Origin of the sequence: Kitasatospora sp. DSM 101779, assembly GCF_025655475.1 — a bacterium.
Taxonomy (GTDB): domain Bacteria; phylum Actinomycetota; class Actinomycetes; order Streptomycetales; family Streptomycetaceae; genus Kitasatospora.
In genome coordinates this window covers 5,925,840-5,937,766 of the sequence record NZ_JAHTIK010000001.1, presented here as the reverse complement: position 1 = coordinate 5,937,766, position 11,927 = coordinate 5,925,840, and the positions used below count along the sequence as shown (strand labels likewise).

The following is an 11,927-nucleotide window of genomic DNA, read 5'->3' as shown; positions in this document are numbered from 1 at the left end:
GGCTGCTCCGGCCCCGGTCGCCGCCGCCCCGGCCCCGGCCGCGGACAACGGCGACGCCTACGTGACCCCGCTGGTGCGCAAGCTCGCCGCCGAGCACGGTGTGGCCCTGTCGGCCGTCGCCGGCAGCGGCGTCGGCGGTCGTATCCGCAAGCAGGACGTGCTGGCCGCCGCCGAGGCCGCGAAGGCCGCCCAGGCCGCGCCCGTCGCCGCCCCGGCCGCCGCCCCGAAGGCCGCCGCCGCTCCGTCCGCGCTGCGCGGCCAGACGGTCAAGATGACCCGCATGCGCAAGGTCATCGGCGACAACATGATGAAGGCCCTGCACGAGCAGGCCCAGCTCACCAGCGTGGTCGAGGTGGACGTCACCAAGATCATGTCGCTGCGCGGCAAGGCCAAGGACTCCTTCCTCGCCCGCGAGGGCGTGAAGCTGTCCCCGATGCCGTTCTTCGTCAAGGCCGCCGCCCAGGCGCTGAAGGCCCACGCGGTCATCAACGCCCGGATCAACGAGGCCGAGGGCACCATCACTTACTTCGACACCGAGAACATCGGTATCGCGGTGGACTCGGAGAAGGGTCTGATGACCCCGGTCATCAAGGGTGCGGGCGACCTCAACATCGCCGGCATCTCCAAGAAGACCGCCGAGCTGGCCGAGAAGGTGCGCAACAACAAGATCACCCCGGACGAGCTGTCCGGCGCCACCTTCACCATCAGCAACACCGGCTCGCGCGGTGCGCTGTTCGACACCGTCATCGTGCCGCCGAACCAGGTCGCGATCCTGGGCATCGGCGCCACCGTGAAGCGCCCGGTCGTCATCGAGGCCGACGGCGGCACCGCCATCGGCATCCGCGACATGACCTACCTGTCGCTCTCCTACGACCACCGCCTGGTGGACGGCGCGGACGCCGCCCGCTACCTGGTGGCCGTGAAGGAGATCCTCGAGGCCGGCGAGTTCGAGGTCGAGCTCGGCCTGTAAGGACGGCGCCGCACCCGCGGACGCACGCACGGCGGACCCCCGCCCCGGGACACCGGGGCGGGGGTCCGTGCTTTCGCCCGCTCGCCTCCGGCTCGGGGCGGGGATCCGTGCTTTCGCGCCCCCGGCGGCCCGCTCCACCCGTCCTCGTCGCGCCTCGCATGCATTGGCCGGGGTGAGCGTGGATGCTGGAGCGGTGATGTACGAGACGGACTTCTGGCAGCTGATCGACGAGACCCGCGAGGCCGCGGCGGGCGACCCGGACGACCAGGCCGACGCGCTGGTCGACCGGCTGGCACAGCTCACCCCGGACGACGTCGTCGACTTCGCCCGGCTGTTCGAGGCCCGGTTCCAGCGGGCCTTCACCACCGAGCTGTGGGCCGCCGCACACCTGATGCTGGGCGGCGCCTCCGCGGACGACTTCGACTTCTTCCGGTGCTGGCTGATCGGCCAGGGCCGCGAGGTGTACGAGCACGCGGTGCACGAGCCGGACGAGCTGGCCGTGCTGGTGCCCGACTTCGACGAGGAGGAGGACGGCGAGGCCGAGGACCTCGGCTACGCCGCCGACGAGGCGCACGAGCAGCTGACCGGACTGCCGCTGCCCGACCTCGGCCTGGCACCGCAGGACGACCCGGAGGGCGCGCCCTTCGACTTCGAGGACGACGGCATCATGGCGAAGCGCTTCCCGCGGCTGTGGGAGCGCTTCGGACGGTGAGACGGGTGCCGGCCGCCGCCCGTGCGGCGGCCCCGGCCGGCACTGCGGTGCCGGCCGGGGTGCGGCTCAGGCTCCGCTGCCCGAGGTGGTCGAGCGGATGCCGCTGACGATCGCGTCCAGCGTGGCGGGCGTGGGCGCCTGCGGGTCCTCGTCCACGCCGCCGTGCATCACCACGAAGCCGCTGCCGGTGGTGTCCGGCACGGCCACCAGCAGCACGTAGCCGGAGGCGCCCTGCTTCGGCGTGACGTGCCAGCGCACCGCGTAGCCGGTGGCACCGGCGACCGCCATCGGGCCGGAGGTCAGTTCGTCGTGGCCGGTGAGGTCACCGAAGACCCGCGGGGCGTACAGGGCCATCTGGGCCTTCGCCACGGTGGCCGCGTCCGAGCCGGGCACCGACACCGTCTCGACCGAGAACTGGCCGCGGATGCACTGTGACTCCATGCCGCAGTCGTACGGGCCCGTGACCTCGTAGACGGAGCTCGCGCCGCTGCTGGCGTGCACCGTCCAGCCGGCGGGCCGCGGCACGCGCCAGCCGTGCACCACGTCGGTCATCGTGCTGCCGGAGAGCGGCGGCGTGCTGCTGCGCGGGCTCGGGCTGGTCCGCGGCAGGCTCGGGCTGGTCCGCGGGGAGGCGGAGAAGCTCACGGGCGGCGGCGCCGTCACCACTGGCGGATCGTCGTCGCCGCCGGAGGCCACCAGCACCACGGCGGCGACCACCGCGAGGGCCAGCACGCCGGCGGCGATGCCGATGATCAGGCCGTTGCGGTTCTTCGGGCCGGACGCCGCCGACGGGTAGGCGTACGGCGCGCCGGGCTGCGGGTAGCCGTACTGCCCCGGCTGCTGCTGCGGGTAGCCGTACCCGGGCTGCGGGACGGCCTGGCCGCTCCAGGCCTGGGTGGGGGCGTCGGCGATCTGCGCGGGCTGCGGGGCCGCGGCGGACTGGGCGGGGCGGACCTCGGCGGTCCAGGCGTTGCCGTCCCACCAGCGTTCCTGCGCGGTGCCGCCCGGCCCGGGCTCCGGGACCGGGTACCAGCCGGGAGGAATCGAAGTGCTCACGGCCGTACGGTACCGGTCCCGGGGCACGGCCCGGCAGGGGCGGCAAGGTCACGACTTGAACCGGTCGGGCGCCGACACCCTCCTGGCGGCACGTCAGCCGGCGAGCGGACGGCCCATCCAGACGTCGTCCACGTAGACGCCGTCCAGCAGGAACTCCTCGCGCAGCACGCCCTCCACCGTGAAGCCGCAGCGCTCGTACAGGCGGCGGGCGGGGGTGTTGTGGCCGAGCACCCGCAGGGTGATCCGGCGGGCCCCGGCCGCGGCGGCGGTCCCGCAGGCGGCTTCGACCAGGGCACGGCCGACACCGTGGCCGCGGACGCCGTGGTCGACGGCGAGGCCCTGGATCTGACGGACGTGGCGGTTGCTGGCGAGCGGGGTCGGTACGGCCTGGCGCACGTATCCGACGACGCGGCCGCCGACTTCGGCGACCAGGTAGCCGTCGGGGGTGTGCTGCTCGTCGAAGAAGGCGGTGCCCTCGGCGCGGCGGGGAGCCACCTCGCTGAGGACGGACCAGACGGCGCGGTCGAGTGCGGCGAGTTCGGCGTCGTCCTCGGGGCGGGCGGGACGGATCGTCAGATCGTCGGACGGCATGACGGTCATGGTAGGGCGTGGGGGTTCCGGGGCGGTCGGGGCGGGTGACGGTGCGGCGTGCGCCCTTCCGGCTCTCACGGTTCCCGAGCGCCTGACGGGTTCGCCCCGAACGACGGAGAGGCGTGACGGGACGGCACCCGGGGAGCTGGGAGGATGGGGGCATGCGCATCGCGGTGACGGGTTCCACGGGTCTGATCGGTTCCGCTCTTGTCCGCTCGTTGCTCGCGGACGGGCACGAGGTGGTACGGCTGGTGCGGCAGCGCAGCCGGGTGGGACGGCAGCCGGACGGCACGGTCGGGATCGGCTGGAACCCCCATCTGCTGCAGATCGACGCGGCCGGGCTGGAGGGCACCGACGCGGTGGTGCACCTGGCCGGTGCCGGGGTCGCCGACCGGCGGTGGACGCAGGCGTACCGGCAGGAGATCCGGGACAGCCGGGTGCTCGGCACGGAGACCGTGGCGGGTGCGCTGGCAAAGCTCAAGCGGCCGCCGAAGGTCCTGGTGAGCGCGTCCGCGGTCGGCTACTACGGCCAGACCGGCGACCGGGTCGTCGACGAGGGGTCACCCGCCGGGGACGACTTCCTGGCCCGGGTGTGCGTCGAGTGGGAGGCCGCCGCCCGGCCCGCGGAGGACGCCGGGATCCGGGTGGTGCACCCGCGCACCGGGCTGGTGCTGTCCGCGCGCGGCGGTGCGCTCGGGCGGATGCTGCCGTTGTTCCGGCTGGGGCTGGGCGGGCGACTGGGATCGGGCGGGCAGTACTGGAGCGCGCTGTCGCTGGCCGACGAGGTGGCCGCGATGCGGTTCCTGATCGACCGTGCGGAGCTGTCCGGTCCGGTCGACCTCACCGGTCCGCGTCCGGTGACCAACGCGGAGCTGACGGAGGTCCTCGGGCGGGTGCTGGGGCGGCCGACGCTGCTGGCCGTGCCGGAGCTCGCGCTGAGGACGGTGCTCGGCGAGATGGCCGTCGAGGTGGTGGGCAGCCACCGGGTGCTGCCGGAGCGGCTGTTGGCGGCCGGATTCCGGTTCCGGCACGCCGAGCCGGAGTCGATGGTGCGGGCGGCGTTGCTGGACTGAGGGGGCCGGCCGGAATCCGGGCGGGACTTGGGCGGAATCCGGGCGGGACATGGGCGGGAACCAGGCAGGACTGAGAGGGTCCGGTTCCGGGTAAGCGCCCCCGTACGTGGGGCGGACCCGGTCCGCCCACCCGGCGCACAGGGGCGCACGGTTGCAGACGGAGGGCGCGCCGTCGCGCCCTCCGTGGCCGTGTGCGCCCGGCGCCGCCGGATCGCCGCTGGTCCGGCGCACGCTCGGTGACCGGGCCCCTCCGCAGTGCCACCACGACCCGGCGGCGCGGCCCGATTCCACCGGGCGTGCCGGTCTGATCAGCACATTGACGGGGCATCACGTTTGACGGACCGTACCCGGCAGCCCACTGCCCGCCTCGGCCGGAGCTCCCACGGGCCCGGCCGCCGCCGCGCGGGCCCGGAGGCCGCCGTCAGGGAGGGAGCACACCCGTGCCCGCATACGACTTCATCCGCCGTTCCCGCCAGCCGTCCGACCCGGACGTGGTCGTGGTCGGTGCCGGCCTCGCGGGCCTGGCCGCCGCCCGCGCGCTGACCGGACAGGGCCTCAACGTCCAGGTCCTGGAGGCCGCCCGGCGCATCGGCGGCCGGATGGCCTCGGACGAGCTGGACGGATTCCGGCTCGACCACGGCATCCACCTGCTCAACACCGACCACCCGGAGCCCGCCCGCCGCCTCGACCTGGACCGGCTGGACCTGCGCCCGCTGGCACCGGGCGTGCTGGTGCACAGCGCGGGCCGCCGCTACCGGGCGGGCGTCCCGCAGCAGGCGGCGGGGCGAGGGGCGCTCGGCGGCGCGCTGGGCAGTCCGCTCGAACGGGCCCGGCTGGCCGCCGCGCTGAACCGGCTCGCGGCCACGCCCGTCCCCCGGCTGCTCGCCCGGCCGGAGACCACCGCGGCCCGCGCGCTGGCCGACCGCGGCCTCGGCGGCCGGACCGTCGACGGCTTCCTGCGGCCGCTGCTGGGCGCTCTGCTGGGCGACCGTTCGCTGACCACCAGCAGCCGGGTGGCCGACCTGGTGCTGCGCTCGTACGCCCGGGGCCGGCTCTGTCTGCCCGCCGGCGGGACGGCGTCGGTGCCGGCGCAGCTGGCCGAGGGCCTGCCGGCCGGCACGGTGCGGACCGGGGTGTCCGTCACCGCGGTGTCCGCGGACGGCGTGGAGACCGCCCGGCACGGCCGGGTGGCCTCGCAGGCCGTGGTGCTGGCCTGCGACGCGCGGTCGGCGGCCGCGCTGCTGCCCGGCCTGCGGCTGCCGGACTTCCATCCGGTCACCACCTACTTCCACGCCGCGGACCGCTCGCCGCTGGGCGAGCCGGCGCTGCTGCTGGACGCCGACCGGTCCGGGGTGGCGCACACGCTGGTGCTCAGCGACGTGCACCCCTCGTACGCACCGGCCGGGCGGGCGCTGGTGGCGACCACGGTGCTGGGCCGGCGGGGCTACGACATCGGCGGCCCGGCCGGCTTCGAGCCCGTGGTGCGCCGACGGCTGGCCGAGCTGTACGGCACCTCCACGGCCGGGTGGGAGTTCCTGAGCGTCCGCCACGCCCCGGACGCGGTGCCGGCGATGCCGGCCCCGCACCACTTCCGCCGGTCGGTGCGGGTGCTGGCGGGGCTGTACGTGTGCGGCGACCACCGGGACACCAGCAGCGTGCAGGGCGCCCTGGTATCGGGCCGTCGGGCCGCCCAGGCGGTGCTGCGCGACCTCGGGCTGGAGACGGCGGTGCGGTCCTCCGACGTGGCGGCGTGACCGTGCCCGTCCGGCGGCCCGCCCGCGGGGCGGGCCGCCGGACGGCGCTCAGATCACCCCGGCCTGGCGGGCCGCCTCCTCGAAGGCCCGGACGGACGGCGTGGCCCGGTAGGGGGCGAGCCGGCGGTGGAAGTCCCGCAGGTACTCCACCGTGCGGGCGGACCGCATCTCGCCGGCGGCCCGCAGCGACTCGCCCGCCATCGTGCAGGACTCCTCGACCTCGCCCATGCCGAGCCGTGAGGTGGCCAGCACCAGGCGGCAGAGGATCCGGCTGCGGGCGTAGGCGGGGGCACGCAGCCGCAGCGACTTCTCGGCGTGCTGGGCGGCGGGGCGCCACTGCTGCAGGTCGCGGTAGCAGTGCGCGAACTCGTCGGCCAGCTGGGCCTCGTCGAAGTGGCGCGACCAGGACGGTGCCTCGTCGCCCGGCCGGGCGGTGGCCAGCGCCCGCTCGCAGCGGACCATCGCCGCGGTGCAGGAGCGGACGTCGCCGAGCAGTGCGTGGCCGCGGGCCTCGGCGGCGTGCATCAGTGCCTGGACGACCGGGGCCGCCGTGGCGCCGACGCCCTGCTGGGCGACCCGGGCGAGCTGGATCGCCTCCCGGCCGTGGCCGAGGTGGACGGCCTGCTGGCTCATGGTGGTGAGCACGAAGCCGCCGAGCACGCGGTCCCCCGCGGCCTGGGAGAGCCGCAGCGACTGGACGAAGTACCGCTGGGCGAGGCCGTGCGCGGCGATGTCGAAGGACGTCCAGCCGGCCAGCCTGGTGAGGTCGGCGACGGCGCCGAACAGGGCCCGGCCGATCTGCTCGCCGTAGCGGCCGCGCAGCATCGGCTCGGCCTCGCTCTCCAGGTAGCGGACCAGGGCCTGCCGGGCGTGGCCGCCGCCGTAGGCGTGGTCGAGCGCCCGGAAGAGGTCGCCGACCGCGCGGATGGCGGCGATGTCGCCGCGGCCGACCCGGACGGCCGGGCGGGAGTCCCGCCCCGGGGTGTTCTGCTCGGCGGCCTCGGTGCCGGGGAGCGGCCGGCGGGCCTGCTGCGGGACCCGTCCGGGGACGGGCCGGGCCGGGCCGCGGACGGTTCCGGGGGCGGCGGGCCGGGTGCCGGCCAGCTCCTCCGGGGGCAGCGTGGTGGCGTCCCGGGCGACCCGCTCGTCGGTGCGGCCGATCAGCCAGTCGCGGCTGGGCACGACCAGGCCGGCCGGGGTGAAGGCGATCTTGCGGAGTTCGGCGTACGGGCCGTTGTCCTTGCGCCACATGGAGGCGACGATGTCGACGGCCTCCTGCGGTGTCTCGGCGAACTCCAGTCCGGCGTAGACCGGGGCGCAGGCGTCGAGTCCGACGTCCTGGGCGGTGAGGCGGCGGCCGAGCCGCCGGGTGAAGACCTCCGCGATCAGCGCCGGGGTGGCGCCGCGGGGCTGCTGGCCGCGCAGCCAGCGGGTCACCGAGGTCTTGTCGTAGCGCAGGTCGAGGCCGTGCTCCAGGCCGAGCTGGTCGACCCGGCGGGCCAGACCGGCGTGCGAGAAGCCGGACTCCTCGATGAGCGCGGCGAGTTGCGGGTTCTGCGTGCGGTGGTTGCCGGTGGCGCTCTCCACCGGGCGGTCGTCGTCTTCGTCGGACACCTGCGGAGGGGCCCCGGCCTGCACTTCGTGCGGGTCGAGCGCATCGAGCGGTCCGAACGCCGGGCTGTCGGTCACAGGCCGTTGGGGCATATCAGTCAACACCTCTCGAGCGCCGCTCCGGTCCCCCCGGTTTACGGGCGACGCCCCCTGTCGGGAATCGGCGTGACAGTAGCGAGCATTCGGGCGCTATGGGTCGATTCGGGCGTGCAATCCTCCGAACGGGTGATGCAAGGGCGCCCGTTACGGGGAAGCGGGCGCACGCAGGGTTTGGCTTGCACCACCGGTGCGCCTGTGGTCCGACCATGGCGTCGGAACACATCCGCCGGCGCATGCCTGTGTCGTTCCCACACATGGGAGCGGGGGCGGCGGGTTCCTACCGTTCTCGGCCATGGACACCACTTCAGCCACCGCCCCGCCGCCGGCCCTGCACGGCCGCACGGCGCTGGTCACCGGAGCCGCCTCCGGGATCGGCCGGGCCTGCGCCGAGGCCTTCGCCGCGGCCGGCGCACGGGTGTACGTCGTCGACGTCGCCGCCGCCCCGGCCGAGGAGCTGGCCGGGCGGATCGGCGGAGTCGCCGTCGTCGCCGACCTCTCCGACCCGCAGGCGGTGGAGGCGCTGCCGGACGACGCCGACATCGTCGTCAACAACGCCGGGCTGCAGCACGTCGCCCCGTTGCACGAGTTCCCCACCGAGCGGTTCGCGCTGATCCAGCGGGTCATGGTGGAGGCGCCGTTCCGGATCATCCGCCGCACCCTGCCGCACATGTACGGCAACGAGTGGGGACGCATCGTCAACATCTCCTCGGTGCACGGGCTTCGCGCCAGCGCCTTCAAGTCGGCGTACGTGACCGCCAAGCACGGGCTGGAGGGGCTGAGCAAGACCGCCGCCCTGGAGGGCGCCCCCTACGGCGTCACCAGCAACTGCATCAACCCCGGCTACGTGCGCACCGCCCTGGTGGAGCGGCAGGTCGCCGCCCAGGCCCTGGCGCACGGCATCCGCGAGGACGAGGTGGTGGAGCAGATCATGCTCGACCGCACCGCCGTCAAGCGGCTGATCGAACCCGACGAGGTCGCGCAGCTCGCGCTCTGGCTCTGCTCGCCGTCCGCCTCGTACATCACCGGCGCCAGCCTGCCCGTGGACGGCGGCTGGACGGCGCACTGAACGGCCCCCTCCCGCCCCCCGTCCCACGGGCCCCCGCCCGTACCCGCCCGCACAGCCCCTCCCCCGAGAACAGGTGACCCCCATGGCCCACTCTCCCGATGTCGCGAGACCAGGCTCCCCGCTCTGGAAGGTGGTCGGCGCCAGCCTCGTCGGCACCACCGTCGAGTGGTACGACTACTTCCTCTACGGCACCGCCGCCGCCCTCGTCTTCGGCAAGGTGTTCTTCCCCGACAGCGACCCGCTGACCGGCACCCTGCTCTCCTTCCTCACCTACGCCATCGGCTTCGCCGCCCGTCCGCTGGGCGCGCTGGTGTTCGGGCACTTCGGCGACCGGATCGGCCGCAAGCGGCTGCTGGTGCTGAGCCTGCTGCTGATGGGCGGCGCGACCACCCTGATCGGCTGCCTGCCGACGTACCGCCAGATCGGCGTCGCCGCGCCGCTGCTGCTCACCGCGCTGCGGCTGGTCCAGGGCTTCGCGCTGGGCGGCGAGTGGGGCGGCGCGGTGCTGCTGGTCTCCGAGCACGGCGACCGGGCGCGGCGCGGCTTCTGGGCGTCCTGGCCGCAGGGCGGCGCCCCGGCCGGCAACCTGCTGGCGGCGGGCGTGCTGTCGCTGATGACGGCGACCCTGTCGGACGAGGCCTTCCTCTCCTGGGGCTGGCGGGTGCCGTTCCTGCTGTCCGCGGTGCTGGTCGCGGTCGGCCTGTGGATCCGGCTCGCGGTGGACGAGTCGCCGCTGTTCAAGCAGGCGCTGGAGGCGGCGAAGGCGCGGAAGTCCGTCGAGCAGCCGCCGCTGGTCGCGGTGCTGCGCAACCACTGGCGGGACGTGCTGGTCGCGATGGGCGCCCGGATGGCCGAGAACATCTCGTACTACGTGATGACCACGTTCGTGCTGGCGTACGCGGTCGGGCACGTCCACCTGCCGAAGCAGACCGCGCTGAACGCGGTGCTGATCGCCTCGGCGGTCCAGTTCGCGCTGATCCCGCTGTTCGGCGCGCTCTCCGACCGGATCGGCCGCAAGCCGGTGTACCTGGCCGGCGCGGTGGGCGTGGGCGTCTGGGCGTTCGTCTTCTTCGGCATGGTCGACACGAGGTCCTTCGGCGCGCTGGTCGCCGCGATCACGATCGGCCTGGTCTTCCACAGTGCGATGTACGCCCCGCAGGCGGCGTTCTTCTCCGAGCTGTTCGCCACCCGGATGCGGTACTCCGGCGCCTCCATCGGCGCCCAGTTCTCCTCGGTGGCGGCCGGCGCCCCCGCCCCGCTGATCGCCACCGCGCTGCTCAAGGACTACGGCAGCTCGACCCCGATCGCGGTGTACGTGGCGATCGCGGCCGCGATCACCGTCCTCGCGGTGCTCTGCTCCCGGGAGACCCGCGGCGAGGACCTCGCCGACACCGAGCCGGCCCGCGAGAGCGTCCCGGTCGGCTGACCCGCCGGTGCGGCCCGGGGCGACTCCCCCGCCCCGGGCCGCAGCGCTCCCGGACCGCACGGATGAATGGCACGATGGCCCGCACCATGAACGAGCCCACCGAGAGCGCCGCCCCCGCCCTGCGCCGGCTGATCGACCTGCTCGCCTCCGGCGCGGCCACCGAGGACTTCGCCGAGGTGCTCTCCGAGGCGCGCCGGCAGGGCGCACCCGCCGCCGTGCTCGCCGAGATCGACGCCGCCGCCTGGCAGGCCCTGCGGGTGCACCGGACGCTGCGCCAGCACCGGCGCCGCGAAGCGGAACTGACCGCGCTCTTCGACACCGCCGGCGACCTCGCCGCCTCCCGCGACCTGGACGCCGTCCTGCAGGCCATCGTCCGTCGGGCCCGGATGCTGCTCGGCACCCACACCGCGTACCTCACCCTCCCCGACGAGGAGGCCGGGGACACCTACATGCGGGTCACCGACGGCTCGGTCTCCCAGCTCTTCCAGACCCTGCGGCTCAGCCTCGGCGACGGCCTCGGCGGCCTGGTCGCGCAGACCGCCCGCCCGTACGCCACCCCCGACTACCGCACCGACGAGCGGTTCCACCACACCGGCACCATCGACGCCGGCGTGCTGGACGAGGGCCTGGTCGCGATCATCGGCGTTCCGCTGCTGCTCGGCGGCCGGGTGATCGGCGTGCTGTTCGCCGCCGACCGCTCCCCGCGGGCGTTCTCGCCGGACGAGGTCGCCCTGCTGTGCACTCTCGCCGCGCACGCCGCCGTCGCCCTGGACACCGCGAAGGCGCTCGCCGACACCCGGGCCGCGCTCACCGACCTCGCCGCCGCCAACCACGTCATCCAGGCGCACGCCGCCGCCGTCCAGCGCGCCGAGCAGGCCCACGACCGGCTGACCGACCTGGTGCTGCGCGGCGCCGAGGCCGCCGACGTCGCCGCGGAGGTCGCCACCCTGCTCGACGGCGAGGTCGCCGTCCACGACACCGAGGGGCACCCGCTCACCGGCCGGCCCGGCCCGGACGGGGCGGGCCCGCCGCGGCACCCCGCCGACGCCCTCGCCGACGCCCTCTCCGCCTCCCGCGCCGAGGGGCGCGCGGTGCGCCGCGGCGAGGACTGGGTCTGCGCCGCGCTGGCCGGCCACGACCTGCTGGGCGGTCTGGTGCTGCGCGGCCGCGCCGACCTCGACGACGCCGACCGGCGGATCTTCGAACGGGCGAGCGTGGTCACCGCGCTGCTCCTGCTGCTGCGGCGCTCCGTCGCCGAGACCGAGAACCGCGTCCGCGGCGAACTCCTCGCCGACCTGCTCACCGCGCCCGACCGCGACCCCGCCGGCCTCACCGCCCGCGGCCGCCGGCTCGGCGTCGACCTGGGCCGCCGGCACCTCGTCCTGGTCGCCGAGGCCGACCCCGCCGACCGCTCCCGGCTCGCCGGGGCCGCCGCCCGCTACCTCTTCGGCACCCGCGGCATCAGCGCCGAACACGGCGAGGCCGTCGTCCTGCTGCTGCCCGACGACGGCACCCCGCCCGACCGGGCCGCCGCGGACGCCGCCGACCGCCTCGCCCGGCTCGCCGGCT

Annotated in this window: 10 protein-coding genes; 7 read left to right on the top strand and 3 right to left on the bottom strand. The window is 75.3% G+C overall.

Going from position 1 to position 11,927, the window contains the following annotated elements; all coding sequences use genetic code 11:
* Both sucB and KSNIM_RS27030 read left to right on the top strand, forming a co-directional pair.
* A partial coding sequence (sucB, locus tag KSNIM_RS27035) for a 2-oxoglutarate dehydrogenase, E2 component, dihydrolipoamide succinyltransferase (RefSeq protein WP_263105728.1) occupies positions 1–970 on the top strand: 970 nt, incomplete at its 5' end.
* A gap of 196 nt (positions 971–1,166) precedes the next feature.
* Entirely contained in the window at positions 1,167–1,682 is a 516-nt protein-coding gene (locus KSNIM_RS27030; protein ID WP_263105727.1) for a DUF4240 domain-containing protein, read from the top strand.
* A 66-nt stretch (positions 1,683–1,748) separates the two neighbouring features.
* On the opposite strand, the gene KSNIM_RS27025 is transcribed toward KSNIM_RS27030, so the two are convergent.
* Both KSNIM_RS27025 and KSNIM_RS27020 read right to left on the bottom strand, forming a co-directional pair.
* Positions 1,749–2,738: a DUF2510 domain-containing protein gene (locus KSNIM_RS27025; protein ID WP_263105726.1), complete on the bottom strand. Its 990-nt coding sequence runs from the start codon at positions 2,736–2,738 to the stop codon at positions 1,749–1,751.
* 93 nt (positions 2,739–2,831) lie between these two features.
* Positions 2,832–3,329 (bottom strand): GNAT family N-acetyltransferase, encoded by a 498-nt coding sequence (locus KSNIM_RS27020; protein ID WP_263105725.1) that lies wholly within the window; start codon positions 3,327–3,329, stop codon positions 2,832–2,834.
* Positions 3,330–3,490: 161 nt separating this feature from the next.
* On the opposite strand from KSNIM_RS27020, the gene KSNIM_RS27015 reads away from it, so the two are divergent.
* Together KSNIM_RS27015 and KSNIM_RS27010 are read left to right on the top strand one after the other, a co-directional pair.
* Positions 3,491–4,402: a TIGR01777 family oxidoreductase gene (locus tag KSNIM_RS27015; protein WP_263105724.1), complete on the top strand. Its 912-nt coding sequence runs from the start codon at positions 3,491–3,493 to the stop codon at positions 4,400–4,402.
* 440 nt (positions 4,403–4,842) lie between these two features.
* Positions 4,843–6,156, top strand: a complete 1,314-nt coding sequence (locus KSNIM_RS27010) for an FAD-dependent oxidoreductase (RefSeq protein ID WP_263105723.1) — start codon at positions 4,843–4,845, stop codon at positions 6,154–6,156.
* Positions 6,157–6,204: 48 nt separating this feature from the next.
* On the opposite strand, the gene KSNIM_RS27005 is transcribed toward KSNIM_RS27010, so the two are convergent.
* Positions 6,205–7,770, bottom strand: a complete 1,566-nt coding sequence (locus KSNIM_RS27005) for a regulator (RefSeq protein WP_411543780.1) — start codon at positions 7,768–7,770, stop codon at positions 6,205–6,207.
* 388 nt (positions 7,771–8,158) lie between these two features.
* Between KSNIM_RS27005 and KSNIM_RS27000 the strand changes: the two genes are divergently transcribed.
* From KSNIM_RS27000 to KSNIM_RS26990, 3 genes are all read left to right on the top strand, one after another.
* The gene (locus KSNIM_RS27000; RefSeq protein ID WP_263105721.1) at positions 8,159–8,932 is read left to right on the top strand and encodes a 3-hydroxybutyrate dehydrogenase; all 774 of its coding nucleotides are present in this window, start codon (positions 8,159–8,161) and stop codon (positions 8,930–8,932) included.
* 82 nt (positions 8,933–9,014) lie between these two features.
* Entirely contained in the window at positions 9,015–10,358 is a 1,344-nt protein-coding gene (locus KSNIM_RS26995; RefSeq protein ID WP_263105720.1) for an MFS transporter, read from the top strand.
* An 86-nt stretch (positions 10,359–10,444) separates the two neighbouring features.
* A partial coding sequence (locus KSNIM_RS26990) for a GAF domain-containing protein (protein WP_263105719.1) occupies positions 10,445–11,927 on the top strand: 1,483 nt, incomplete at its 3' end.